Annotated in this window: 16 protein-coding genes; 8 read left to right on the top strand and 8 right to left on the bottom strand. The window is 60.0% G+C overall.

Annotated features, from left to right (window positions below; all coding sequences use genetic code 11):
- Positions 1 to 118: 118 nt before the first annotated feature.
- From M1L36_RS01300 to M1L36_RS01270, 7 genes are all read right to left on the bottom strand, one after another.
- The gene (locus M1L36_RS01300; protein WP_250871896.1) at positions 119 to 1,201 is read right to left on the bottom strand and encodes an ABC transporter ATP-binding protein; all 1,083 of its coding nucleotides are present in this window, start codon (positions 1,199 to 1,201) and stop codon (positions 119 to 121) included.
- A gap of 26 nt (positions 1,202 to 1,227) precedes the next feature.
- Entirely contained in the window at positions 1,228 to 2,256 is a 1,029-nt protein-coding gene (locus M1L36_RS01295; protein ID WP_250871895.1) for an ABC transporter ATP-binding protein, read from the bottom strand.
- A gap of 167 nt (positions 2,257 to 2,423) precedes the next feature.
- A complete protein-coding gene (locus tag M1L36_RS01290) occupies positions 2,424 to 3,893 on the bottom strand; it encodes a sulfatase family protein (RefSeq protein ID WP_250871894.1) in 1,470 nt (489 codons plus the stop codon).
- Positions 3,890 to 6,100 (bottom strand): alpha-L-arabinofuranosidase family protein, encoded by a 2,211-nt coding sequence (locus tag M1L36_RS01285; RefSeq protein ID WP_250871893.1) that lies wholly within the window; start codon positions 6,098 to 6,100, stop codon positions 3,890 to 3,892. The genes M1L36_RS01290 and M1L36_RS01285 overlap by 4 nt, the downstream gene beginning before the upstream one ends.
- Positions 6,101 to 6,187: 87 nt before the next feature.
- The gene (locus M1L36_RS01280) at positions 6,188 to 7,510 is read right to left on the bottom strand and encodes a hypothetical protein (RefSeq protein ID WP_250871892.1); all 1,323 of its coding nucleotides are present in this window, start codon (positions 7,508 to 7,510) and stop codon (positions 6,188 to 6,190) included.
- On the bottom strand, positions 7,507 to 9,951 hold the full coding sequence (locus M1L36_RS01275) for an alpha-L-arabinofuranosidase family protein (RefSeq protein WP_250871891.1): 2,445 nt from the start codon (positions 9,949 to 9,951) through the stop codon (positions 7,507 to 7,509). Before M1L36_RS01275 ends, M1L36_RS01280 begins: the two co-directional genes overlap by 4 nt.
- Before the next feature lie 249 nt (positions 9,952 to 10,200).
- Entirely contained in the window at positions 10,201 to 11,631 is a 1,431-nt protein-coding gene (locus tag M1L36_RS01270) for a sulfatase family protein (protein WP_250871890.1), read from the bottom strand.
- Between the two features lie 137 nt (positions 11,632 to 11,768).
- Between M1L36_RS01270 and M1L36_RS01265 the strand changes: the two genes are divergently transcribed.
- A complete protein-coding gene (locus tag M1L36_RS01265; RefSeq protein WP_305794312.1) occupies positions 11,769 to 13,352 on the top strand; it encodes an arylsulfatase in 1,584 nt (527 codons plus the stop codon).
- A 114-nt stretch (positions 13,353 to 13,466) separates the two neighbouring features.
- Here M1L36_RS01265 and M1L36_RS01260 read toward each other — a convergent pair whose 3' ends face one another.
- Positions 13,467 to 16,499, bottom strand: coding sequence for a LamG-like jellyroll fold domain-containing protein (locus M1L36_RS01260; protein WP_250871888.1), 3,033 nt, complete (start codon positions 16,497 to 16,499; stop codon positions 13,467 to 13,469).
- Positions 16,500 to 16,742: 243 nt separating this feature from the next.
- On the opposite strand from M1L36_RS01260, the gene M1L36_RS01255 reads away from it, so the two are divergent.
- The 7 genes from M1L36_RS01255 (at position 16,743) to M1L36_RS01225 (ending at position 26,537) form a co-directional block, all read left to right on the top strand.
- Complete coding sequence (locus M1L36_RS01255; protein WP_250871887.1) at positions 16,743 to 18,908, top strand: alpha-L-arabinofuranosidase family protein; 2,166 nt, start codon at positions 16,743 to 16,745, stop codon at positions 18,906 to 18,908.
- Positions 18,909 to 19,031: 123 nt separating this feature from the next.
- Positions 19,032 to 20,999 (top strand): glycoside hydrolase family 127 protein, encoded by a 1,968-nt coding sequence (locus tag M1L36_RS01250; RefSeq protein ID WP_250871886.1) that lies wholly within the window; start codon positions 19,032 to 19,034, stop codon positions 20,997 to 20,999.
- A 234-nt stretch (positions 21,000 to 21,233) separates the two neighbouring features.
- Positions 21,234 to 21,965, top strand: a complete 732-nt coding sequence (locus M1L36_RS01245) for an IclR family transcriptional regulator (RefSeq protein WP_250871885.1) — start codon at positions 21,234 to 21,236, stop codon at positions 21,963 to 21,965.
- A 209-nt stretch (positions 21,966 to 22,174) separates the two neighbouring features.
- On the top strand, positions 22,175 to 22,813 hold the full coding sequence (gene rdfA / locus M1L36_RS01240) for a rod-determining factor RdfA (RefSeq protein ID WP_250871884.1): 639 nt from the start codon (positions 22,175 to 22,177) through the stop codon (positions 22,811 to 22,813).
- Positions 22,814 to 22,940: 127 nt separating this feature from the next.
- The gene (locus M1L36_RS01235; protein WP_250871883.1) at positions 22,941 to 24,881 is read left to right on the top strand and encodes an archaea-specific SMC-related protein; all 1,941 of its coding nucleotides are present in this window, start codon (positions 22,941 to 22,943) and stop codon (positions 24,879 to 24,881) included.
- Positions 24,882 to 25,641: 760 nt separating this feature from the next.
- Positions 25,642 to 26,280: a dihydrofolate reductase family protein gene (locus tag M1L36_RS01230; RefSeq protein WP_250871882.1), complete on the top strand. Its 639-nt coding sequence runs from the start codon at positions 25,642 to 25,644 to the stop codon at positions 26,278 to 26,280.
- An 11-nt stretch (positions 26,281 to 26,291) separates the two neighbouring features.
- On the top strand, positions 26,292 to 26,537 hold the full coding sequence (locus M1L36_RS01225; RefSeq protein WP_250871881.1) for a hypothetical protein: 246 nt from the start codon (positions 26,292 to 26,294) through the stop codon (positions 26,535 to 26,537).
- Positions 26,538 to 26,687 lie beyond the last annotated feature (150 nt).

The raw sequence follows: 26,687 nt of genomic DNA, 5'->3' as shown, positions 1-26,687 counted from the left end.
AGACAACTCCGGTGGCCAAGGAGCTGTCCTCCGGGCGAGTGTGATTGTGGGAAGTGTGGTGTAGCGCATCTACTCACGTCGGTCGGTGAGCGAGAGAAAAGTACTACCGGAACTGCGGTCAGTTCTGGAGTTCTGGATTGTCGTCTTCGTCGCTGATGAGGGAGTCATCCTCAACGATCGATGGGCTATCCCAGTACTCGTGGTGGTCGTCGACACGGAAGCATGCCGCACGCTGTCCGCTGTAGCCGTCGACAGACATCGTATCGGGATCAACCTGTGTACATACCTCTCGGGCGTTCGGACACCGCGTGTGGTAACGACAGCCCGACGGCGGATTGACGGGGTCGGGGATGTCGATAGAACGGATGGGCATCTCCTCGCTGTCCTTATCCTCATACAGTTTGGGCGTCGCCCACCGCAACGCCTTGGTGTAGGGGTGTTGTGGGTCGGTGATGATCTGCTCAGGCGTACCGATTTCGACCAGGCGACCGAGATACATCACACCGATTCGTCCGCCTGCCTTCTCCGTGATGTACCGCGCGTTCGAGAGGTCGTGGCTGACGAACAGGAAGGCGGTGTTGAACTGCTTTTGGAGCTCGAGCATGAGGTCCATCATTTCGACACGCAACGACACGTCGAGTGCGCTGATGGCCTCATCAGCGAGGATGAGATCTGGTTCCATCAATAACGCACGGATGAGTGCGACGCGCTGTTTCTCGCCCCCAGAGAGCTGGTGGGGATAGCGCTCGGCGTAGTCCTGTGGGGGTGTCATCCCGACCCGCTCGATCATGCCGAGGATGCGGGCACGGCGGTCCTCATACGAGAGCGACGAGTCATAGTTTCGAAGCGGCAAGTCGAGGCTGTTGATGACGGTCCGGTTGGGGTTCAGCGACGACCCAGGATCTTGGTGGATGATTTGGAGCGCCCGGCGGATTCGCTTCCACGGCATCTCGCCGTTGCCCGCCTTCGCCTCCCAGACGTCGTGACCTCGGTAGCGAACCGAGCCACCGGTCGGTTCTTGGACAGCGATGGCGGTCTTCCCAAGCGTCGTTTTTCCACAGCCGGACTCACCGACGAGTGCGATGACCTCGTTTTCGTGGATGTCGAGCGAGACGCCGTCGACGGCCTGCACTGTCTCGTCTTCGCTAAAGAAGTCCAGAATCCCGGAGTCGCTCTCGAAGTGGACTTCAGTGTCCTCCATCGAGACAACTGGAGACGAGCGACCACTCATCGCGACCGCCCCGCTTGTTCACGCTGGCTCAGTTCGATCTCCCGTCTGGCCTTCTTCCAATGGTGACAGCGTGCTTGGTGGTCCTCGCCGACGTCGTAGTATTCGGGGTCGGACTGCTGGCATTTCGACGTTGCGAGCGGGCAGCGAGGGTGATACGAACAGCCCGCAGGGACGTTCACCGGGTCGGGTGAGGACCCTTCGATGACCTGCATCTCTTCGACCGGTGCTTCGATGTTCGGCGTCACGTTCAGCAACGCTCTGGTGTAAGGGTGAGCTGCCCCATTGAGGATTTCACTTGTCGTCCCGATTTCGGCGAACTCGAAGGCGTACATCACGGCGAGTCGGTCGGCGAGTTCGGCCACCAGCGGCAGGTCGTGAGTGATGAAGACGATGGTGAGGTCGTACTTCGATTGGATCTCGTTGAGCAGGCGGAGAATCGACCGCTGCATGAGGAGGTCAAGTGCTGCGGTCGGTTCGTCCATCACGAGCACTTCGGGGTCGAGGACGAGCGACAGCGCGATGAGCGTCCGTTGTTTCATCCCCCCAGAGAGTTCGTGCGGGTAGGAATCGAGGACACGGTCGGCATTGAGATACAAATCAGAAAGGAGCTCACGCGCTCGCTCCATCCCGGATTGTTTGTCTTCGCCGTGGGCGCGAATCGTCTCGACGAAGTGTCCACGAATCGACTTCGTCGGGTTGAACGAACTCATCGCCCCCTGGAACACCATCGAGATTTCCTCCCACCGGAATGCTCGGAGTTCTTCTGGAGTCTGTGAGAGCACGTCGATGGGGTCACCATCACGTGGGTAGTACGTCACCTCGCCTGTCAACTGCCCCGGCTCGACGACGGCATCGAGCAGCGCCTCGGCGAACATCGATTTCCCGCTCCCTGACTCGCCGACGACGCCGAGAATCTCGTCGCGGTAGATGTCGACTGAGACGTCGTTGAGCACCTTCGACTCACCACGCTCCATGTCGAACGTGACGCTGGCGTCCCGGACCTTGAGGATGACGTCGTCCGTCATCGTCCCACCCATCCATGATATGTACTAGCTTTCATAATGGCGAACTGTCGCGATGTTAGCACAGATGGGACGCGTTTTCGTTTAGTCCTTTCGGGGAGTGTCGACATCTCGCATGACATGCGGGCCCCCCTCGGCGACGTGGCTCTATGTTCCAGTCGTCCCTGCGCTCAAAGCTGCTGATTCACACCGGAACACGAATCAGAGACTTCGAGCAGCCACTCAAGGAGTTCGTCGGTCAGTACTTGCCGGTGTTGTTGGGTCGCTGGGTCATCCCAGTGGTTGATGCGTTCGGCTGAGTCATCTTTGAGGTTGAGGAGTCGTCGCTCACCGCGGGCCGAGACGACGAGCTTCCAGTCACCCTGCCGGACCATTCGGGTCGTGCCGCTCAGCGTCACCGGATTGAGTTCGTTCGGAGTCGCCTCCTCGGGGTCCGGAACCCCGTCCGAGCCGACGATGGGTGACCCATCGCCGGCCTCGGCGTAGACGCTCGTGAACTCCTCAGGCGGTTTGGCTGAACTGTCCGCTCGGTCGCCCGTCACCAACTGCCAGAACGACCGCCCCTGCACACCAGGGGGACTGTCGACACCGAGTGCCTCACACAGCGTCGGCAAGACATCTACAAGAGAGACGTGATCTGGGTGGGGTCCCTTAGACCGGTTGATGTCTGAACCAGCGACGACAAGCGGCACCCGCGTCGTGCTCTCGGGCAACCCGGGACCCTTTCGCATCAGTCCTGCGTCGCCGACGAAGTCGCCGTGGTCGCTGGTCACGACGAGGAGCGTTTCGTCGCGATGACCCGACTCCTCAAGGCCATCGACGAACGCCCGCAGTTGATCATCGATGAGCCGGCACATCCCGTAGTAGTTGGCTCGCATTCGTGAGATGGCATCGGCGGGCGCAAGCGATGGATGCCGGTCAGCGATGCGCTGTTCGAGAAGTCGGCGTGACCATGACCACTCGAACCCTCGGTCATCAATGACATCACGAGACATCGCTGGCGGCAGGTCGGCCGGATCGAACAGTGAGAAGTACGGTTCGGGAACCTGATAGGGGTTGTGTGGCTCGGGTATCGACAGCCAACAAAAGAACGGCTCGCTCACGTCCGCAACCCACTCCGCGGCGTGGTCGACCGCTCGGGCGGCTGCCTGACACTCGATTGGGAACGGCGTTGGTTCCAGACTCGGACTCCAGCCCAACTCGTCGATCCACTCGTCGAATGCGGCCGCCTCCTCGCTCCGAGTGGCGTGTGCCTCAGGGCCTTTTGCCCCCCAGTGGCTCAGTTCAAACCAATGGTCGACCGCATCAGGCGTGAGATGTGAGTGATTCTTCCCGACCATCGCAGTCGCGTACCCCGCCGATCGGAACACATCGAATAGGTCGTCGGTGAACACCGCGGCCCCCGTCTCGTCGTTTCGGCGGACGCGAGTGGCGCTTGGATACCGGCCGGTGAGGAGGCTTACTCTGGCGGGTGCACAGACGGGCGTTGCTGTGTACGCCCGGTCGAACCAGACGCCGTCTGCGGCCAGCGAGTCGAGAAACGGCGTCGTGTCGAGGGCGAACCCCTCGCGGGCCGTCGCATCGGCCCGTTGCTGGTCGGTCGTGACGAGGACGACGTTGGGGCGAGCCGGCGTTGTCATCGGTCCTGTATCCGGAGTCGACCGACCGCGGCCGGCCCGAGCGTCACGGTAACGGTTCCGTCCTCGCCAGTGGAGGTCGTCCGGTCCTCGAGATCATACGAGTGAGTTCCGTCCCAATCGGTGTGGTCATCGAGCGGGTCAGTCGCGGACTGGACGGTGATATCGACCGACTCATCAGGAGCCCCAAGCGCGACAGTGACCGTCCGTGACTCGCTGAGGTCGCGATTGACCAGGAAGATGACCGCCTCATGGGCGCTCCGTACGGCTGCACTGTCGACGAGCGGGACCGTCTCCGGTGCAATCGTCTCGGCTGGTGGGTCGCCACGGCGATGCTGGTCAAGTGTGGTCGTCGGGCCCGTTACGTCGACTGGGACGACCGACCACGCCCGGTCGTCATCAAACACCTCTGCATACAGGCGGTGGGTGGCGTTGTTCGCAGCGTGAGGCGGCCTGAAGTCATCCGGGAACGGCCGGTGTTTGAACGCGTTATCTCGCATGTGGGCGTACTTAACGCCCTGTCTGAGGAAGGCGTTGTACATCCCCGCACAGAACGCAGCGTGTGCTTGTGTTCCATAGCGTGCGCGGCGGCCTTCTGAAAGCCCACCCGCACCCATGTTCCACTCGCCAACAGTGAGTTGGAGGTCATCGATGCCCACTGCCTCGGCTTGCTCGACACATTGGGCGAGTCGTCGCTCGAACTGAGATGGATATGCGACAAGCTGCTGGTTGAACTCGACGGGCTCCTGTCCAGTGTGCTCGCCGTGGACGTAGCGATGGACGTCGATGCCCTCAACGGCGTCTCCAGCGATGTCGAATAGCGTCTCGTTCCACTGTGTGCCCTCCCAGTGGCCGTTTCCGGGGTCGCCACCGACCGCAAAGACTGTAATGGATGGGTCGACGCGTTTCATTGCCTCATAGTACTCGACGTAGCGTTCGGCGTACTCCCTCGGTCCGGTATGACCAATCTGGAACGTTCCCCAGACCTCGTTGCCAACTTGCCAAGTCTCGACCCCCCAGGGCTCTTCATAGCCGTGTTCGGCACGCAGTGCGCCCATCTCGGTGTCAGTCGACCCGTTGACGTACTCGACCATGTCCGCTGCTTCTTCGGGTGTGATTTCGGGGCTGAACCCGACGTTGAGATACGGCTCAGTCTCGGCGTGCTCACAGAACGTGAGGAACTCGGCGACACCGAGGTAGTTCGGTTCAAGCCCACCCCAGTGCAGCTCTGCCCGAACGGGCCGGTCTTCGAGCGGGCCGATACCATCACGCCAGTGATACTGGCTGACGAAGTTCCCGCCCGGCCACCGAATACAGGGTATCGAGAGGTCCCGGACGGTGTCGACGGTCGTCGGGTTGAATGCGCCATCGACGGCGTCACTCGCGATGAGTCGTGCCCAATCAACGTCGAGATGACCACTTCCCTCAACGGTGAACAAAAGGTCGTATGCTCCGAACGCAGAGGAATCATCGCCGTACCGTGCCGAACCCGCCTCAGGAAGCTCAAGCGTCGTCTCATGGCGCTCCCACTCGCCGTTGCCGTCTGCCCCACCCGCTGGCGTCGAGTCGAACGTGAGCGTCGTCTCGCTCCTCACGTCGCCGTCAGCACCGGTGAGTGCGACAGTGACCGTCCCGTCCAGTCCTGTGCCGCGGACGCTCACTGAAAGGTCATACTCTGGGGTCCGGCGGTCCGGGAGTGCAAGCCGCTGGCGGACGCCCGCAGCCCCCGACCAGAGAGTGACTCGTTGATAACGCCCTGGCGGCTCGCGATACTGCCGTCCGTGGACGTCCTCGCGATGGCAGTCGTCGTGACGTCCGTGGACGCCACCGACCTCGTGTTCGAAGGTGACGCGTGTGTCGTCGCTCCGGATAGGTTGCCATGGGTAGGCGACGCCCGCGACAGAGTCAGCCTCGCGATCGACAATCTCGCTTCGTCGCCACCACCGTGGGTCGTCGTCTGGCGTCCGTTTCGGCCACGTGTACCACTCCTCGAACGACCCGTTGGCCAGATGTTCGGAGTACAGCCCCGGGTAGCCCTCCCGGCCGTTCATCTCGGTGAACTTCCCGAGCAAACCGGGCGAGACAGTGGGTGACCCTCCACCATCGTCGGCGAATGTGATGACAGTCTCGTCGTCGGTCGTCCCCCCGTCGGTGGCTACGCGACGGTTCGCACCGCTTGGCCGGTCATGGCGTCTGCTCCGGTCAGGCATGTCCCGTACTCACACGGATGGATTCATAAGCGTTGTCGCGGAGACACTGGAACGCCCCGAGAAAAACCGCCGCAGGTGGTGAGACGCCTAGCAGTCGGGAGTGACTTCGTCGACGGTGAGGGTCCCTACGGGAATGTCGTTCAGCGAAACGTCGAACGTCCCGCTTACTGCGAATTCGACCGGCAACGACACCGACTGGGTCACGCCGCCCGCGATGTCGACGCTCGTCGATGTCTCGTACGTGCCGTCGATGTTCGCCCCCTCGACGCGTACCACTGCGACGAACGTCTCCTCACTCTCGGCGTTGTTCGTCACGTCGACGGTGACGACCGCCTCATCGCCTTCATCGATGGTCGTCTCACGCAAGGTGGGTTCGCCAACGTCGAAGACGTTCAGGGCGATAAGCGACGCTTCCTGAGGCATCGCCAGGTAGTCGACCCGCTCGCCCGCGTGGATGAGTTCCGCGAACCCGCCCGATTGCTCTTCGTGTGAGAAGACGCGGACGCTTTCGGCGGTGCGGTCTGCATAGCGGAGGTTGGCCGGTTGATCGCCGTTTGTCGTCGCCATGCTGGCGATGAACGCTGGTGGTGCGTCGAAGGTCGTCTCGAAGCCCACAGTCGACCATTGCTGGGAGACGCCGCCGACGCTCGCAACCTCGTATGGCGCGTCGCCATTCGTCCCCGACCCCGAAGCGATGGCGACCCACCCAATCGTCTCCTGGCCGTGCTCGCCGGCCGGTCGGGCACCGCCGACCCCACGTTCGACCTGCAAGGCGAGGTCGACACTGCTGGCCGTCGCGTTACGTTGTCGGGTGACGACCGCAGTCTCGTCGTTCGCCGTCTGGACGCCGCTCAGGACGACCGGGCGCTCTGAGAACGTCGAGCCGAACGAAACCGTCGTTCCGTGGGTCGCCTTGTAGAACGGCGACGCCGGATCGGGGACGGTCGTCCCTACCTGGATGCTCGTCCCATCGGGGAGTTCGTGTCTCCCCTGTTCGATGACGAGATACGAGACCTCGTTCTCGCCGTGGGTGCCGTCTTGGTACTCCCACTCCTCGACACGAAGTTCTGCGCTCTGGGCGCTCACGTTCCGCACTCGCGTGTGTGCGGGGGCGTCATCACCGAACGTGTTGAAGTCCGTACCACGATACGACAGTGGGCGGGCGATGACGACTGGCGAGTCGTACTCGCGGTCGAACGAGACCGTCGACCACTCCGAGGTGACTGTGGTGATTCCGACCTCACCGACTGGGGCGGTGGGCACCGACTGCGTCCGCGTCTCGCCGAGCGCGTCGCCGACGATTCCGGACGCACCGCCCGCGGTGAGTGCACCGACTCCGAGTGCACCACCGAGCAGCACCGACCGCCGAGAGGGTCGGTTTATCGCGCTCTCATGGTCCTCGTCGCTCATCGGTTCTCACCTCCGCTCTTCGATACCTGGAACTGTAACGTCGCGATGGATGCCGGTGGCATCTCGACTTCGACTGTCCCGTCTTCGGTCGGTTCGACCTCGAACTCACGGGTCTCGAAGCCGTCTTGTGGTTCGTCGAGGACGTACGACCAGTTAGACTGTCGAGCGAACGGGTCGCTATCGGTTCCGACCTGCAACGTGACAGGGACCTTTGGCCCCTGCCCGTTGCCTTTCTCGCCCACCCACCCGGAGACGTCGAACGAGACGGTGTACGTCTCGGTGAGGTTTCGATTGGTCGCGTTGACGACGACCGAGTTCTTCCCATAGCCACCGGCGCCGCGATTTGCCTGCTCCCCGTCGACGTCGCCCGCTCGCATCGCGACTGCGTCGACGTACGGAACGCCTGCGAGTTCGTAGATTCGGATACCGGTCTCCGGGATGATGAGCGTCTGGCTATCGACGTTGGTCGGCAGGCGATGCCATTCCCGGTTGGACTCGACGAGCGGTTCAGCGTAGGTCCGCTGGGCGTAGTTCCCCGGATTCACCGGCCGGAAGTCGATTGGGTAGGGCCGCCAGAACAGCGTGTTGTCCCGCATATAGGACAACTGCACGAGGTTCCCGAAGTCCATGAACCGGAAGTGTGTACTCGCCATGTACGCCGCATGGGCCATCGTTGGGTAGTCTGCCCGTGGCCACCCGCTGGCGACGTTCGGCTGGAGGTTCCACTCCCCGACGTTGACACGCAGGTCCTCGATTCCTAATTCGCGGGCCTGGTCGAGAAGCGACCGTTCGGAGAGGTCTTCGAACTCGTTGTCCGAGGTGTACTCATAGCCACCACAGTTGACCGGTGGGTCATCTGGCGGCCCGCCACCGGCTAGCAAGTGCTGGTACTCGGTTGGGTAGTTGACGAGTATCTCGTTGTAGCCGACCGGGTCCTCGCCGTTCTCTTCGAGCCAGCTCTCTCGAGCGCCGTCATTGACGATACCCCGAGTGTAGCGGTGGATATCCAGCCCTTCGAGTGCGTCACCCGCTCGGTCCATCAGGATGGTGTTCCACCGAGGCGGTTCGCAAAACCGGCGACTAAGGACCGAGCCGTGGTCACCATCGTCGAAGTCCGTGTAGTAGGGGTCTATGCCCGCTGCATCAACCTCGATCGATGGGTCGACAGCCGTCATCGCGTCGTAGTACTCGACGTAGCGGTCGGCGAACGCCGCGGCCGACCCCTGATAGCCGATCTGGTATGGGCCATATGACTCGTTGCCGACCTGCCAGGCAGTGACGTCCCAGGGCTCTTCATAGCCGTGTTCTGCCCGGAGTGCGCCCATCTCGGTGTCAGTCGACCCGTTGACGTACTCGACCCACTCGGCGGCTTCCTCTGCGCCGATATGGACCCACGACCCCACGGTGAACAGCGGCTCGATTTCCGCCAGCTCACAGAACTCCAAGAACTCGTTCGTCCCGAGGTAGTTGCGTTCGAGCCCACCCCAGTTGAGGTTCGGGACGACAGGCCGGTCTTCGAGCGGGCCGATGCCATCACGCCAGTGATACTGGCTGGCGAAGTTCCCGCCCGGCCATCGGATGGTCGTGACGTTGAATTCTTTGAGCAGGTCGATCGTTGTCGGGTTGAACTTCCCGGCGACGGCATCCCCCGACTGGAGCATCACGAAGTCGAGGTCGATGTAGTTCGCCCCCTCGGCGACGAAGGTGAGACTGTATTCGCCGAACGGGGTGTCGACGGTACCCTCACCGCCAGTACAGAGCGGACAGGAGTCATACCGTTCGCTCGACGCCCGGTCGAGTTCGAGTCGAACCTCGTGGCGCTCCCATTCCGTCGTCACGGAGACGGTCTCTTCGGCGAGTACCGTCCCATCGGGGTCATCAAGTCGGACTGTGAATCCGTCGTCAGGACACTCACCACGAACGGTGAACTTCGCGACGTACTCAAGCGTCCGGTGGTCGGGCAACGCCGTTCGCTGAGTGATGCCATTGTGATCGTCGACCTCGACTCGCTGATAGCGGGGGGTTTCGACGCCCTGTGGCTGGGGCATGTTGCCGCTGCCAATCTCCTCACCAGAGGCGATGTCAGGTTCAGCCGTCCGTCCATGAACGCCGCCTTCAACCTGCGTGAAGTCGCTCTCGAAGCCGACCGCATCGTCATCGAGTGGCTCCCAGGGGTATGCGATGCCGTCGTATTCCTGTGTATCGCGGAAGATGACCGAGTCACGCCCCCCGCTCGTGTTCCACACTTCGAACGAGCCGTTCGAGAGGTGATCGGAGTAAATACCGGGATACGCATCCCGGCCGTTGTGCTCGATGAACTTCCCGAAGATGCGCTCGTCGATGGTCCACTCGCTCATCGACCCCCGACTCGCGTCGACACTGACCGAGACCCGTCCTCCGTCGCCGGGGGAGACCGCTGCCTGCCCGACGCGTCCGGCCACACTGGCCGCTCCGAGGAGGCCGATACCCTTCATAAACGTTCGTCTGTCCGTACCCGCCCCTATTGAGGGCGAACCCGTTGGCTCTGCCATGCGGGTTGTCAGTCAGACACAGAGTGCTTAATTGTTCCCCCTGGTATCGCTGTAGAACTTTCCCAAAATTGCTATTCAACGTAGGGCGGTCGCGATGAATTGTCAGTAGTCGACCCGTTCACGACCAGCCGCCGAAGGCGGCGAGAAGGCAGGGGCAGTTCACCGGTGCGCTGTCGCCCACTCTTCGGCTTGGAGTTGACTGCGAATCCGCCAGTCACGAAATTCCCCGAGCAGTCGGCGTTTTGCTGCCATCGCGTCTGGGTCGTCCCAGCGATTGGTCGTTTCGTCTGGGTCGGCCACCGTATCGAACAGTTGGCCGAACGGTTCATCGAGGAAGTGGACCAGTTTCCACTGGCCGTCGAACACCATCGTCATGTATGGCGTCTCAAGGATGCCATCGCCAGCCTGTTCGGCGAACACAACATCACGACCCGTCCAGGAGGCATCGGTAAGTGCTGGGACGAGTGAGGTCGCCTGCATCCACTCCGGTGGCTCGAGTCCAGCCAGTTCGAGTACTGTTGGCCCAAGGTCGAACAGCTGACAGAGGCCTTCGCGCTCACCGGGGACAACGCTGTCATCTGATGCCCAGACAATCGCCGGGACGCGGACGGACTCATCGTACATCGTCCACTTCTGGCTGTGACCGTGGTCGCCCAGCATGTCACCGTGATCAGAGGCGAACACGATGATACAGTCTTCCAGGTAGCCGTTCTCCTCCAGCGCGTCGAATAGGTGACCCACCTGCTGGTCGATCATCGCGACGTTGGCGTAGTAGAACGCTCGCTGGCGGTGGCGCTGCTCGTCGGTCGGGTCGAGTCGATGGACCACCGAGTCGTGGTCGACGTCAGCGTGGTGTTCACGAAGGTCGTGAAGCGGTGGTGGCTGACCATCCAGGTCGTCGTCGGTTACTGGTGGGATAGTAAACGACCGGTCGAGATACTCGGCGGCGTACGCTGGCGTTGGGTCATATGGTGGATGTGGTCCGGGAAAGCCCACCTGCAAGAACAACGGGCCGTCAGGTTCGGGCTTCGTATCGACCCACCAGCGGGCGAACTCGCCGACGAAGTTGTCCGACTGTGTCTCTGCTGGAAGCTCCCACCGGAATGCACCGAGGCGTTCGTCGTAATCCTCGCGCTCACGGTACTGTTCGCGCTGTTGTTTGACTAGGCCACGTGCCCGGAGCCCCTTATCCCACTCATCGAAGTAATAGCGGTCGGAGAGATAGCGGTCTTTGTTCTCGACGACGTAGCGCTCGTCGAAGCCCATCGGCGTCTCGTAGGGCTGTGTGTGCATCTTCCCGACGTTGACGCAGTGGTAGCCCGCCTCCGAGAGCTGCTCGACCCAGCCGTGGCGCCATTCGTCGCCGTTACGGTGGATGCCCGTCGTATGCGGGTACAGTCCGGTGAACAGACTCGCCCGCGATGGCGCACACGATGGTGCGGTGACGTGGCAGTTCGTGAACGCCGCCCCCTCGGTCGCGAGGCGGTCGAGGTTCGGTGTGTCGACATCGACGTCGCTCAGTGCTGCGATACTGTCGAGTCGCTGCTGGTCAGTCAGTACGAAGACGATGTTCGGCGAATCGGCTGGCATGAGCGATACGAAAGCCACCGTGAGTAGCACAAAGAACGTACCGCCGAGCAGCGTCACCGACTATCGAGGGCACACGAAGTGCTCAAATCGTGCTATCCACCAACAAACTTCTTGGTACCGGGGGGAATCGCGCTTGTATGGCGAGCGACCACGGTAACGGGAGAGAGACGGCACCGAACATCGTTCTCGTGATGGCCGACGACATGGGGTATTCCGATATCGGCTGTTACGGTAGTGAGATTCAGACGCCGACTCTCGATGGATTGGCGGCAGATGGGCAGCGATTCACCCAGTTCTACAACTGCGCACGTTGCTGTCCCACACGCGCGAGCCTGTTGACCGGTCAGTACCCCCACAAGGCTGGGATGGGGTGGATGACGGCGAAGGATCTTGGGACACAGGAGTACGCAGGTGACCTGAACGATCAATGTGTGACGATACCCGAGGTGCTGAGCGAGCAGGGCTATGCGACATATATGAGCGGCAAGTGGCACCTGACGCGCTCAGAGTACGTCGCTGCAGATGCTTCGAAACACAACTGGCCACTGCAACGTGGTTTCGACCGCTTTTACGGCACGATCAGCGGTGCGAACAACTACTTCTCACCGAGCGACCTCACGCGTGGTAACGACCGTCTCGACCCACCCGAGGAGGGCTATTACTACACCGACGCCATCAGCGATGAGGCCGCACAGTTCGTTCGCGACCACGACGCCGATCAAGCGGATGACCCGTTTTTCCTTTATGTCGCGTATACGGCACCACACTGGCCACTCAACGCGAAGGCTGAGGATATCGAGCGCTACGAAGCACAGTATCTGGCTGGTTGGGACGATCTCCGGCAAGCGCGGTATGAGCGCCTCATCGAAGAGGGCATCATCGACTCGGCGTGGCCGCTCTCTCTCGGTGACAGCAAAGACTGGGCCGACCTCGACACAGAAACCAAAGAGCAGATGGCCCGGAAGATGGCGATTTATGCAGCACAGGTCGATGCAATGGACCAGGGCATCGGTCGACTCGTCGATACCCTCTCTGAAACGGGCCAACTCGACGATACGCTGTTTCTGTTTTTGTCTGATAACGGTGGGTGTGCCGAGGGCGGACCATATGGGTGGGACGGGCCGATGGGGGCGGAAGCCGAGGCGGGCCACGATATGACGCCCATCTCCAGTTACGGGCGGTACTGGGCGAATCTCAGCAACACACCGTTCCGACGCTACAAACATTGGGTGCACGAAGGTGGCATCGCAACGCCGCTCATTGCCCACTGGCCGAATGGCATCGTCTCGGATAGTGACCTCATCACCGATGTTGGGCACGTCGTCGACGTGATGGCGACCTGCCTCGACGTCGCGGAGGCAACATACCCTGACCACCGAAATGGAACAGACATCCGCCCACTCGATGGGACGAGCCTCTGGCCCGCCTTCGACGGTGAGGGACTCGACCGTAAGCCACTGTTCTGGGAGCATGAGGCGAACCGAGCTGTTCGAACCGACCGCTGGAAACTCGTCTCGAAAGGCGAGAACGGTCGCTGGGAACTCTATGACATGGATGCTGACCGGACCGAACTCGACGACCGCTCGGCGGAGTTCCCGGATATCGTCGAGGACCTCGGCGAGCAATGGGAGGCATTTGCTGAACGAATCGGTGCGTATCCACTTGATGGTCGAACTCACCACGAGCGAATGGAAGAGACCAGCGAGCACCTCGAACACTGACGCGAGCAAGCGACGAACTCCGAATGAATCGCTCTGAGTCGGGGCCGCTTGAGTGCGTTTGGCCGGCTCGGCACGCTCAAATCGCCACGTGAAAAGAAAGCGAGTTGATCGGGTTCAGTTCTGCGTCGCGTTCTCGGCGATGTCTGCGGCCGAGAGTGCGACAGTGTAGATGGACGTCGCATCGAGATTTCCACCGAAGAAGTTCTCGCGACCGTCACCCCATGGGTTCGATGTCACCGAGCCGCCGATGGCGGTTGCTGCGACGTGACCGGGGACTCGCGAGTACCCCACATCGGGATTCTCAGCAACCTGTTCGCCGTCGATGAACAGGCGGAGTGCGCCGTTATCGAAGACAGCAGCGACGTGTGTCCAACCACTCACATCAAACGCGCTGTCGACAGTCACTGTCTGCCCATTGGTGGCGACGCTCGCTTGGAGCGTGCCATCGTTGAGGCGAACGCCCATGCCGTTGTAGATGCCACCTTCGCTGTAGATCGCCTGTAGTCCACTTGTCGACTCAGGGGCAAGCCACGTCTCGAACGTCCGCTCGGTGAACGCGTCGTGGAGGATGCCTTCCCCGAAGTCGTTGAGTTGGATGTAGTCGTCCGTTCCATCGAACTGCAGCGAGTAGTCGCCTTCAGCGGCCGTTGTGTCGTCGAATGTCGCGCCGTGATTCGTGAACGGGTTGTCGTAGCTCGAACTGTCCGCATTCGAGTTCTCATAGCGATAGTAGACGAGCCGAGCCGCGCTTAGCACCCACGTATTGGTGTACTGGTATTGCTCACCATTGACGACGTAGTCGATGGTCCCGTCGAGTTCGATGTCGCCAGCAGCAGTCGAATCTGGCGTGATTTCCCACGTCGCGGAGACGGACTCGCCATCACCGACCGACTCGAATGACGTCTCGGTCGTTGGGGTAATCGTCCAACTGTCTGGCAGGCCACCCAAACGCATGTCGACGTCCTCAACAGCAACGTCACTCCCGCTTTCGGGGTTCATCAGCGTCGCGGTCACCTCAAACGGCTCTGCGCCATCAGAGACGTCATATGTCGAAGGAACGTCGAAGTCGAATTGAACATTACCCATCAGGTCACGCGACGCCTTGATGATACTTGCGTGGGCATCGCGGACTCGACGAAGGCCATCATCAGCGAGTGTTGGTTTCACCACCTCGCGGTCGTACGTGATGATGCCGTTGCAGACGTTTTCAAGGCCTGTCGTGGCCGTATACACTGATGCGCTCATGCTTCGGCTCACCATGAACTTCTCGAGTGCCTCGACCCGTTCGACGTACTGGGCGACGAACTCTTCGGCACTGGAGGGACTGTCGCACTCACCCCAGTGGTGGTCTTCGACGACCAGCGACGTCGACGTGTACTCACCGAGTGCAGAGATACGGTCGGGTTCGGGTTCGGGAATCTGGTACCACGGGGTTCCGTACTGATGGACGTCCTTGATGTCGCCCACACCTGGGTCGTGGTTCGACCCGACGTCGTACCCACTGTGGGGGTCAACAAGGCGTTCGGGGTCAAGTTCAGAAACCAGCGCAGTTAGCTCACGCTGGTAGTCGAGGTTGTCGTTGTTAATCCCCCACCCCTCGTTGATCGGTATCCAGACCGCCATCGATGGGTGGTTATCGTGCTCGGTGACCATCTCGATTAGCTCTTTTTTGAAGTGCTCGAGGGTCGCCTCGTCGCGGGGAGGCGTGTCGAAGCCCTCGTGCATGTTGGGCATGTCCTGCCAGACGAGTAGCCCCAACTGGTCGGCATGGTAGAACCACCGTCTCGGTTCTACCTTGACGTGTTTCCGGACCATATTGTACCCGAGTTCTTTCTGCGCCTCGAGGTTGTAGCGAAGCGCCTCGTCAGTTGGCGCGGTGTACAGTCCGTCTGGCCACTGCCCGCTTTCGAGCGTCCCGAGGTGCCAGAGCGTCTCGCCGTTGAGTGTTGGCCGTGCCGTGTTCCCATAGGACTCCTTCCCAATCGACCGCATTCCGAAGTAGCTCTCGACACGGTCGAGGAGCTTCCCACCGTCTTCTCCATCCTGCTCTCGTCTGAGATCTACTCTGAGGTCATACAGGAAGGGATCATCAGGCGACCAGAGATGGGGGTCGGGAACGGGGAGTTCGAGTTCCTCGCCGACCCCTCCGGTGACACGACCCACCTTCTCGTCGTCGATATAGGCGGTGGCCACCGCCGTCACGTCTTCGTTGGTCGCGTCGACCGTGAGGCGAAGCACGTCTTCGCTCAGGTCTGGCGTCATATCCAGGTTCGTGACGTGTGAATCGGGAACGGGTTCGAGCCACACGGTATCCCAGATACCCGACGAGGGAGTCATCTCGAGTGTGCCCTCGCCTTTGTAGCCGGTTCCCTCACCCTGTCGACCCTTCGGTTGGGTACCGATAGGTTTCGAATTGACGCTCGTCGGGTCGAAGACACCGACGACGAGTTCCTGGTCGCCTTCCGAGGTGAGCGCATCCGTCACGTCTGCGACGAAATGGTCGTACCCACCCTTGTGGGAAGTCACCTTTTGACCGTTAACATAGACGGTCGCCTCCCAGTCGACTCGCTCGAAGTGCAACAGGAGTCGCTGGGAGTTGGGGTTGTTCTCCACGTCCTCGTCCGAGTGAGCCGTTGGAACTATCCACTCATCCGGGACCGAGAAGGCCCGGCGATACCACATCCACGTTTCGTGGCGCTTGACACCCGAGAGCCCCGACTCGACCGGGTAGGGAACGAGGATCGACTCATCGAGGTCTTCGCCGATTGGAGGTTCCTCCCCTTCTGAGGCGCCCGAGAACTGCCAGACGCCATTGAGATTTTGCCACTGTTTGCGCTCCATCTGTGGCCGTGGATACTCGGGGTGGGCGTTCTCCGGCCCGACGTCCCCGGTCCAGGGAGTGTACATCTGGGGTTCTTTCATCGACCATCCATCGGACTCCTGGGTGGTCGAGGCTGCCGTCGCCTCACCGCTGAGCGCACCGGCACCGAACGCTCCCACACCACCCGAGGCGGCGAGTCCTTTCAATACCGTTCGGCGTCGCACAGGCGTGGTTTCAGTGACATCGTGCTCATCATCTGATTCAGCCGTTGCAGACGTCCCGTTCGATACACTCTCAGCTGTCTTCTCCGCTGGGTCTTCCGTCATCTCTCTAACTACTCCATGCACACTGCCACAGTGATGGTTAATAATTTTAATGGTGACTCTAACTCACGTTACGACGTATGGGAATCCCATAGTGTATTTTGCATCTGGTAGTCGCGGTGTGAGTAGTTTAGCAGTCTCCGGTGTGGTTTGGTGATACACTGACAGCCAGCCTTGGCGATGGTTGCTTGCGATAGGTCTGCGATACAAGAACACTCATGATGACGGCCACATAACGGCTGGAATATGGTCGATAGCGACCTCTTCACACACACCCCGACGGGTGACTCCTCGGCCGCGAGGGTCTCCATCGATACGGAATCCCGTGCATCGCACACTGTCGAACCGATGCTGTTCGGGAAGTTCTCTGAGCATCTTGGGAACAACATCTATCAGGGCATGGACGCGGAAATCCTGTTCAATCCGACGCTCGGTGAGTGGCATTTCCGGGCCGGTGACCGCCGTCAAAGTGGTGGGTTCGTTAGTGAGAACGACTTCGAGCGGATTCGAGAGGAAGTCGAGAATCACGGCCGCCCGTATGCGTATCCCGAAGAGACCGACTCGGAGGCACTGCTTGACGCCTACCAGAACGCGCTGGCGTTCGGTTGGCTTCCCGTAGGCGAGGGGCTCACGTTCAGCCCCGATACGGGGCCGGCTGGAAACCGCGCTCAGCGAATCGAACTCGATGGTGATGGCGAGGCAGGGATTCGACAGGAGACGCGACTCCCACTCCATCGCACTGGAGGCTATGAATTCCGAATCCAGCTTCGGGCGACCGATGAGACCCAGGTCCGTCTCACGCTCGGGCCGACCGGTGACGACGCCCTCGGTGAGACCACGCTCTCCGTTGGCCAAGAGTGGAAAACCCACGAGGGGACGTTCGACCTCTCGGGGGAAGACATCGACCCCGACGGTGTGTATGAGGTCTCACTCCTAACAGAGGAGGCGACGAATCTCGTCGTCGAACGTGTCTTGTTGTATCCGGATGACCACGTTGGCCATGCTGACCCGGATGTCGTCTCGTTGCTCAGCGAGTCCGACCTCCCACTGCTTCGTTGGCCGGGTGGGAACTTCGTCTCTGGGTACGACTGGCGTGATGGCGTTGGCCCGGTTGATGAACGGCCAGAACGCATCAACCCTGCATGGAGCGGACTGGAACCGAACCTATTCGGGACAGATGAGTTCATCGAGTTCTGTGAGCACGTTGGCTGTGAACCGTCGATCTGTGTCAACGCCGGTGACGGAACGCCTGAGGAGGCGGCTGCCTGGGTCGAGTACTGTAACGGCTCGACCGACACCGAGATGGGCGCACTACGGGCTGAACATGGCCACCCCGAACCGTACGACATCACCTACTGGGAGATCGGGAACGAGCTGTATGGCCCGTGGCAAGTCAACTGGACAACACCCGCAGGAAACGCCGACCGGTACCTCCGATTCCGGGAAGTGATGTTGGAAACTGACCCCTCCATCGAGGTGACCGCATGTGGGCTTGAGACGAACAGCGATGGCCACTGGAACGACGTGCTGTTGGAACGCGCGGGAAGCGACGTTCGGGCGATCTCCGAGCACATCCTCGGAGGGGGGCAGGTTGATGCGACGACCGACCCAGATGAACTGTATCACGCGTTCATGGGCTTCTCTGACCAGTTGGGCGAGGAGTTCCGCGACCTGCGCGGGCGGATGGAAGAGGCAGGGGTGTCTGACCCGAAACTCGACATCACAGAGCTCCAACTGTTCGCACACTTTCAGAGCGGGGCAGAAGAAGCGGGCCGAGAGGGTCGCCACGACGCCGCCGACTACGGCGATGAAGATGCGACGCTCACTCCGGAGACGATGCCAACCCCCGTGACCATCAGCGAGGCGCTGTACAACGCCTGTGTCCGCCACGAGTGCATTCGGACCGGCGAGTTCGTCGAGATGCTCACTCACTCGGCGACGGTCAACCACGGTGGCGGCCTGTGGAAACAAGGCGAGCGTGTCTGGGCGAACCCGTGTCATTACGGTCGGCAGATAGGGACCGCACAGGCCGAGGGAACACCAGTCGCAGTCACTGTTGAATCCGACAGCATCTCCACCGAGACGACGTTCCGAGAGATCGAACCGGTCGACGTGCCGGCCATCGACGCCATGGCGACGCTCACCCCCGATGAATCTGAACTCATCGTGATGCTCGTCAACCGGACGAGTGGGTCGGAAGCGATGGATCTCACGCTCGCTGTCGACGGCCACGAGACGGCGAACAAAGCGAGCGTGACGACGCTCACCGGTGACTCGATGCACGATGCGAACACGCGTGCGGAGCCAACGCGAATCACCCCCGAATCGCACACTATCGAGGTCACAGACGGCGAGGTGGCGCTTGAGTTAGAACCGTACTCGATGGCCCGCGTGACCGTCGAACTCGAGTGACCTCCTCCTCGCCGTAAACGGCGGGGTTCTCGACTCGAAAAAAAGATAGTCGTGTCAGGGGAATCCTGACGCCAGCGCCAGCGCCCGAATACTTTTCGTGACGCATACGCGACTCGCTGGATAATGCGAGACCGTGTGTCGACGCCGGCCCCAGTTGCTCTCTCAAGCGTCGAACTCCGGGATGGGTTCTGGATGGACTGGCGACGACGATTGGGGGAGACGACTCTTGACCACGTCGCAGACCACTTGGAGACGTCAGGTCGGTTCGATGCCTTCCGCCGCCTTGGGGGTAATCCCGATGTAGGAATCGTCGACGGGGGCGGTGACGCGAAGGTCCACAAGTGGCTCGAAGCCTCGAGTTACCTGCTGAACAGCATGGAGGACACAACCCCACAATCGCGAGTAGAAACGGTCGTCTCGCAGCTCGTCGCCGCCCAGTCCGATAGCGGCTACCTCGTCACCGATATTCTCCTGGGCGATGACGAGCCGTGGACGAACCTCACGCAGGACCACGAACTGTACGTTGCCGGTCACCTCATCGAAGCGGCCGTTGCACACGCCACAGCAACCGGCGAGGAGAGGTTGCTGAATGTCGCCTGCCAGTTTGCAGATTTACTCGTCGAGACGTTCGGACCAGATGGTATCCAGGGCTACCCAGGTCATCCAGAGGTCGAGCTCGCGCTCATGCGGCTGTACGAGCTGACTGGTGACTCAGAGTACCTCGACCTCGCGTCGTATTTCATCGACGAGCGCGGTCGCGAGAAATCGTATCTGGCCTGGGAAGTCGAGACTCACGAGGATATCGGGGTCGAACTGGACGTCCACCCGGATGGGCCGTACGACGGTCGCCACAGACAGGACCACCGCCCGCTTCGCGAGCAGACAACGCCCGAAGGCCACGCTGTCCGGGCGATGTACCTGTTTGCTGGGGCGGCCGCTGTCGCCCGCGAAACGAACGATGAGTCGCTCACAGCGGCGCTCGAACGCCTCTGGACGAACACAACGACTCGTCGGATGTACCTCACCGGTGGTGTCGGGTCGTCATATCATAACGAGGGGTTCACGACTGATTTCGACCTGCCGAACGAGACGTCATATTGTGAGTCGTGTGCCGCTGTTGGCATGGTCCGCTGGGGCCAGGCGATGTTCCGTCTCACCCGTGAGGCGACGTATTTGGACGTTGTCGAGCGGGTTCTGTACAACGCTTTTCTCGCATCTCTCTCGCTTTCTGGTGACCGCTTTTTCTACCCCAATCACCTCGCGTGTACTGGTGGCGACCATCCCCACGCCCGGGTCCCGGAGGACGCCTGGCACTCGTACTCGCCACCGTCGTATCGCCGAGAGGCGTGGCCAGGAATCGCGTGCTGTCCGCCAAATGTCGCTCGACTCCTCGGGGAATTCCCTCGTTATCTCTTCTCTCAGGCCGAGCGGACGGTGTACGTGACACAGTACGCAGAAAGCCAGCTCAAAACTGAAATCGATGGTGAGCCCGTCGATATCACGGTCGAGACTGACTATCCATGGGGCGGTACGGTTTCCCTCACGGTCACACTGGATACTCCGACCATGTTTGAGCTCTGTCTCCGTATTCCCAGGTGGTGCGAAAATCCACGCGTCACAGTCGATGCTGAATCGGTTCCCGTCACATCTGACGAGGCGTTCATACACATCGATCGTCAGTGGCACGACGGCGACACCGTCGACCTGCACCTACCGATGGGCATCCGGACTTTGGGTGCTCACCCAGCGATTCGTGCTGATACGGCGCGTGTCGCTCTCGCTCGGGGGCCAATCGTCTACTGTATTGAAGCGGTGGACAACCCGTATCCACCCTCACAGCTTCGCGTTGATACGGAGTCGACGTTTGAGGCTGTCGAACGACCCGACCTACTCGGTGGCGTCATCGCCCTCACGGGATCAGCAGCGGTCCGGGTTGCTAACGAAAGTGACGACCCATACCAACCGGTCGCTGGGACACACGAGGAGACGGTCGATGTCACGGCCATCCCGTACTACTCGTGGGCGAACCGGGAATTCTGCGAGATGGTGGTGTGGCTTCACGAAGCTACATCGTCACGATTCGACCCATAGAATCAATGGCACATGAAATCGAGGGCAGTACCCCACGACAGAAGTCGTGAGCTTCCCCCTTACAATTCTGTGAATTGTGTGAACGCCCACGGTGTTGGCCGTGGACGACTGACTCACCACCGACTAGGTCGTAGGTAAGGACACGATGACACTCGAATGTGGGAAAAAGAACTATCGACCACACAATAGGTGAACAATATTTATTACATACGAGGCGTTTGCTACTGGTAAACCATGGGGGATGAACGATACGCCAACGACGGACAATACACTGTGCAGGGGGTCGTAACAGCCTTTAGAGTTGTCGAGGCCGTTCACAACCTGGATGGGGCGGGGACGACGGAGTTAGCAGATCAGCTGGACCTTTCGAAAGGGGCGGTTCACAAGCACCTCAAGACACTGGAACAGCTGGGCTATCTCGTTCGCCGCGACGATGCGTATCATGTCGGGCTTCGGTTCCTCAATCTGGGACTCGACGCTCGCCGTCGTTCTGACCTGTACTCGGTCGCACGCTCTTCTGTCGAAACACTTGCTGGGAATGCCGGTGAGCGAGCGTTCCTCGTCGTCGCAGAAGCAGAGGAAGCAGTCGTCCTCTACAGTGTCGATGAGGGAAGCTACGACGCAGGCGGCACCGAGGGTAAACGGCTGCCACTCCAGACGAGCGTTCCGGGGCGCGCGATACTCGCTCACCGCCCTGATCTCCAATCAGACGACATCACCTCCGAGCAAAAGAGCGCCCTCCGCCAGATTCGTGATCAGGGATACGCGCTTGGAACTGAACCATCACTCGGTGTTTCGAGCCGCTGTATCGCGGCCCCAATTGTCGACCTTGAGGACCGTGCGGTCGCTGCGCTGTGTGTCATTGGAACCTCTGGGTCACTCTCCGGGAAACGATTCGAGGAAGACGTGACCGGCCTCGTCTTCAGCGAAGCGAAGACCATCGAAGCCCATCTGCTGTCTGCCTAATCGTTTCCAGCGAGTAGATAGCCACACGCTCCGCCCGCTGTATCCCCATCATGAACGCCACCAGCGCCGTTGTTCGTACTTGTTGCTTCATATTCACGCAGAAAGACTCTCTGAGCAACGGGGGAGTCCATCGCTCCGTTTACTAATCACAAACCACCCGCTAGCGGAACGTGCGAAACTTTTTACCTGCTTATTCCGTTTTCAAGATAATGACAGATTCTGACGGAGTGGAGGCAACACCTCGCTCTGGCGGGTCCCGAGGGAAGGTCGCGCGGCTCATCGAGAAGTACGACCTCCATGAGACAGGCCATCGTCTGGAGGATGAGTGGACGGCAAGTGGGTCAGAGCGTCGAAGTCTCCGTGAGCTCGCCGAAGCGTTCAACCACGAACTTCTCCAGACGGTGATGCACCAGACGACCGTCGAGACACTTGATGGGGAGGTCGAGAACACCTACCGCCTCCTCACCGATGATGAGGTCAGTGAGGGAATGCGCACTCAAACACGGCGGCGACTCGAACGGGCGGGTGTAGACGTCGACCAGCTCATGACCGAGTTCGCATCCTATCAGGCCATCAGGACGTACCTTCGGAACGTCCGTGGGGCGAGCTATGAACGGGAGACGACGAATAAACTCCAACGAGACCGAGAGACGATTCGTCGGCTGAAAAATCGAACGTTGACAGTAACCGAGAGCAAACTCGCTCAGCTGCGTGACAGCGATGAACTCGCATCGGGCGAGCTAGACGTGTTCATCGACCTCAAGGCGGTCTGTTCGGCATGCGGGTCGACACTCGATGTTGACACCCTGCTTGAAGACGGCGCGTGTGACTGTGAGGCATCGCCCTAACAGCGGTACGTGTGTTATGGACCCGAATGTCCAACGACTACTGCAACGGCCGTCTGGTGAAGAGACGGCCTCAATCTGCCCAACCAAATCCCCGAACGGTTTTGGTACTCGCCCCTGAGTAATACCTATGAGTACGGAACAGCGGACCCGAGAGACCGTCCGGGTTCACGCGGAGAACATCGGTGGGATCGATGAGACCGAACTCGAGTTGCCCCCTGGTGTGACTGTCCTTACTGGTCGGAATGCGACGAACCGGACCTCCTTCCTTCAGGCGATCATGGCCGTCTTAGGAAGCAACCAGGCCTCGTTGAAAGGTGATGCGAGTGACGGCGAGGTTGAACTGTCTGTTGGTGATGCGACTTACACCCGGACGCTCTCCAGAGAGGGTGGTGAGGTCGTCTACGGTGGCGACCCGTACCTGGATGATTCAACAGTCGCTGACCTGTTCGCGTTCCTCTTGGAGTCCAACGAGGCGCGGCAAGCCGTTGCTCGTAGTGAGGACCTCCATGACATCATCATGCGGCCAATCGACACGGCCAGTATCGACGCCGAGATCGATCAGTTAGAACGACGACGACGCTCGCTGACAGAGGAACTTGAAGAACTCGAGGGAATGTCCGAGCGCATCGAGACGCTTAAAGGACGACGTGGAGACCTCGATGAGCAGATCGCCGAAAAGAAGGCGACACTCGAAGAGGTGGAGGCGACAATAGACGACATCGACCGTGAGGTCGAAGCCGAGCGCGAAGAGCAATCGGAACTTGAGACACATCTCGAGGAGCTTCGTGAGGTACGTAACGAGGCCGAATCCGTCCGGTATCGCATCGAGACGGAACAGGATAGTATCGCGTCGCTCGAAGAGGAACTCGACACACTGGAGGCAGAGCAAGCCGACATAGACGCTCCCGATGTCGATATCGAGCAGCTCGAACAGCGCATCGAACAGCTCCGAGAGCGCAAGCAGGAACTCGACGCGGAGATGAGCAAACTCCTCAGCGTCATCCAGTTCAACGAGGAGATGCTCGATGGTATCGACGCCGAGATAGCTGCGGCGCTTCGAGATGACACGGCAGCTTCGGTGACCGACCAACTACTTGATGATGATACCGTTGTCTGCTGGACCTGTGGCTCTGCGGTCGATGAGGAGGCAATCGATGAAACCCTCGACCGACTCCGGTCACTTCGCCAGGAGAAGTTCTCCGAGGCATCAGCGCTTGATGAGGAAATCGAGGAGACACAGACACAACTGAAGGCGGTGAATGAGCACCGAGACAAGCAGGAGTCGCTCGCCGACCGTATCGAACGATTCACCCAAGAGCGCGATGACCGGGAAGCGACTCTCGAGAGCCTTCGAGAACGCCGAACAGAGCTGACCGAGACCATCGAGGAGATGGAGGAGACGGCCGAATCGCTCGAACAGGGTGGAGACGACACCTTACTGGAGCGCCATCGTCGTGCCAACGAACTCGAGTTCGAACTTGAGCGATTGGAGAGCGAGTACGAAAGCGTCACAGAGGAACTGTCGACACTCGAAGACCGCCATTCGGGCCGCGAGGAGCTTCGAGCCGAACGCGAGCAACTCGGTGAAGAACTCTCCGACCTTCGAACTCGGATTGAGCGTCTCGAACACCAGGCTGTCGAGCAGTTCAATGACCATATGGCGACGGTTCTCGACGTACTTGACTACCAGAATCTCGACCGGATCTGGCTCGAGCGGCGCGAAGAAGACCGGCGCCAGGGTCGTCGGAAGGTCTCACAAACCGTGTTCGAGCTTCATGTCGTCCGTACCAGCGATGAGGAGACTGCCTACGAAGATACAATCGACCACCTGAGTGAATCCGAGCGAGAGGTGACTGGCCTAGTCTTTGCACTCGCTGGCTATCTCGTCCACGACGTCCACGAGCAACTGCCGTTCGTCTTATTGGACTCACTGGAGGCGATCGATTCGAACCGTATCGCGACGCTCATCGATTACTTCGCAGAGTATTCTGACCATCTGGTCGTTGCCCTGCTCCCAGAAGACGCCGCAGCACTCAACGACCAATATACACGGATCACGGAGATCTGAACGCAGCGGGCGTTTTGTAGACGATGAGGGTTCATGCACCACTCGACAATGGAGCGAACATTTATCTTACTAGAAATGTAAGAAAGGGATATAGAGCCTTCTTCATGTAAATTATTTGATTGCCCGCAGATGTGGGCTTGCCCCCGAGACGGCTTTTCGAGGGTCGAGTCCAGCAGCCGGGCCAGTGACCGAATCAGGTTTAGAACTACGAAAGATTAGCACCGCAGTTGAGACACTCAAATTGGTTGCTGGTCAACAGTGCTTGTAACGGCGAATGCCCACAGACTGGACAGCGCGAACTCCCCATAGTAGTATTGTCAGACATGTGATAATCGAGGAGGCTCGGCCGCATAAATGTGCCTTGAGTCACATATCGTCGGGAGAGATTCCATACTTCACCAAGAAGAGTACTGACAGGAGGGGTGTTGCTTGAGGTCAGGGCGTTTTCACTCGTCACGAGGGGTGTGGATGTCCCTGTATGGTGGCGCCATTATCGAATCGTTAGACAGGTGGTAGAGTCCTCTCAAGTGCAGTTATCAACGCCTTTTCACTCGGAACGAGGGGAGGGTCCTGTGAGGAGAAGATAGGTTCGCGATGGAAAATATACCGGGTAGTGGTCGCAGCAAGAGCGGAGAGAACACGCCCGAGAGGACGGACTGTCAATCACAGTTCCCGTGGTTCTGAGCGGAAGGGACTCTAGAAACAGCGGAGGGTGTCAAAGGAGAGATAGTTAACGCCTGTCCGTGTGTTAGAGTAGTATATGATTGACGGCCGCCAGGACCAATCACGTGGAAAGCTCGTCGTCGGAGCGTTCCTTACGCTCGATGGGGTGATGCAGGCACCGGGGAGTCCTGAGGAGGACCGCGACGGGGGATTTGAACACGGTGGGTGGATGGACTCCTACAGCGACGAGCGGATGCGAGAGGTCGTGACCGACCAGTTGACCGAGGCCGAGGCGCTGTTGCTCGGCCGGAAGACCTACGAGATCTTCGCCTCCTATTGGCCCCACTTCGAACCAGTCGATGACCCACTGGCGATGAAATTGAATGGCATGCCCAAGTACGTCGCCTCCAGAACGCTCGAGACGGTAGACTGGAGCAATTCAACGCTTCTCGAAGGCGATATCGTCAAAGCTGTGAGAGACCTCAAAGACGAGAGTGGAGGGATGATTTTGGTGCAAGGAAGCGCCGATTTGATTCAGACACTTCTCACCCACGAGCTGATTGATGAGTTCCGACTCTGGGTCTTCCCGCTGGTCCTCGGGGACGGCAAGCAGTTGTTCAGCAACGGGACGATTCCCACGGCCCTCAAACTGATGAACGTCGAAACATCGACCACTGGAGTCGTTATGCTGCGCTATAGGCCGACCGGAGAGATTGAGTACGATCACACTCAGTAGACGCCACGACAATGACGACTGTCAGCCCCGGTGAAACGAGACCCTTCGAGACCATCTTCACCGAGCCGGTGTGGTACGATGTCGAGTTCTCGTTCGATGGCTCAACGAAAAACGGACGGACGGCGTACCATCCAACACCGCCCGACAGGGACTACGGAAACGTCCTCGAAAGCGCCATCACGGATTCTGGGTGGTCGTCGTGGCAGATTTCGGCAACGGAGAATCTGGGGGCATTCGCCAGCCGAAGCGACGAATGAATCATGATCTCCCGTTCTCTGTGAATCAATAGTGGCGGCCAGTATTCGACTTCGTATCTCACCGGTGGACGCTGATTCGGCTGGTAGACACGTGCCGCGTATGTAGCACCGGAGTTCCTGCCAGATTGAGTGCATTTCATCTATCGGCGT

Origin of the sequence: Halomarina rubra (assembly GCF_023699475.1) — an archaeon.
Lineage (GTDB): Archaea > Halobacteriota > Halobacteria > Halobacteriales > Haloarculaceae > Halomarina > Halomarina rubra.
The sequence above is the reverse complement of the archived record's forward strand: the minus strand, read 5'-3'. Positions and strand labels throughout refer to the sequence as shown.

What these genes read in the sequence shown, in the direction of transcription:
- M1L36_RS01235 (WP_250871883.1), top strand. Translation starts at nt 22,941, where the DNA reads ATGAGTACGGAACAGCGGACCCGAGAGACCGTCCGGGTTCACGCGGAG.
- M1L36_RS01250 (WP_250871886.1), top strand. Translation starts at nt 19,032, where the DNA reads ATGCGAGACCGTGTGTCGACGCCGGCCCCAGTTGCTCTCTCAAGCGTC.
- M1L36_RS01270 (WP_250871890.1), bottom strand. Translation starts at nt 11,631, where the DNA reads ATGCCAGCCGATTCGCCGAACATCGTCTTCGTACTGACTGACCAGCAG.
- M1L36_RS01295 (WP_250871895.1), bottom strand. Translation starts at nt 2,256, where the DNA reads ATGACGGACGACGTCATCCTCAAGGTCCGGGACGCCAGCGTCACGTTC.
- M1L36_RS01265 (WP_305794312.1), top strand. Translation starts at nt 11,769, where the DNA reads ATGGCGAGCGACCACGGTAACGGGAGAGAGACGGCACCGAACATCGTT.
- M1L36_RS01255 (WP_250871887.1), top strand. Translation starts at nt 16,743, where the DNA reads ATGGTCGATAGCGACCTCTTCACACACACCCCGACGGGTGACTCCTCG.
- M1L36_RS01285 (WP_250871893.1), bottom strand. Translation starts at nt 6,100, where the DNA reads ATGCCTGACCGGAGCAGACGCCATGACCGGCCAAGCGGTGCGAACCGT.
- M1L36_RS01230 (WP_250871882.1), top strand. Translation starts at nt 25,642, where the DNA reads ATGATTGACGGCCGCCAGGACCAATCACGTGGAAAGCTCGTCGTCGGA.
- M1L36_RS01245 (WP_250871885.1), top strand. Translation starts at nt 21,234, where the DNA reads ATGGGGGATGAACGATACGCCAACGACGGACAATACACTGTGCAGGGG.
- rdfA (WP_250871884.1), top strand. Translation starts at nt 22,175, where the DNA reads ATGACAGATTCTGACGGAGTGGAGGCAACACCTCGCTCTGGCGGGTCC.
- M1L36_RS01260 (WP_250871888.1), bottom strand. Translation starts at nt 16,499, where the DNA reads ATGACGGAAGACCCAGCGGAGAAGACAGCTGAGAGTGTATCGAACGGG.
- M1L36_RS01300 (WP_250871896.1), bottom strand. Translation starts at nt 1,201, where the DNA reads ATGGAGGACACTGAAGTCCACTTCGAGAGCGACTCCGGGATTCTGGAC.
- M1L36_RS01280 (WP_250871892.1), bottom strand. Translation starts at nt 7,510, where the DNA reads ATGAGCGACGAGGACCATGAGAGCGCGATAAACCGACCCTCTCGGCGG.
- M1L36_RS01290 (WP_250871894.1), bottom strand. Translation starts at nt 3,893, where the DNA reads ATGACAACGCCGGCTCGCCCCAACGTCGTCCTCGTCACGACCGACCAG.
- M1L36_RS01225 (WP_250871881.1), top strand. Translation starts at nt 26,292, where the DNA reads ATGACGACTGTCAGCCCCGGTGAAACGAGACCCTTCGAGACCATCTTC.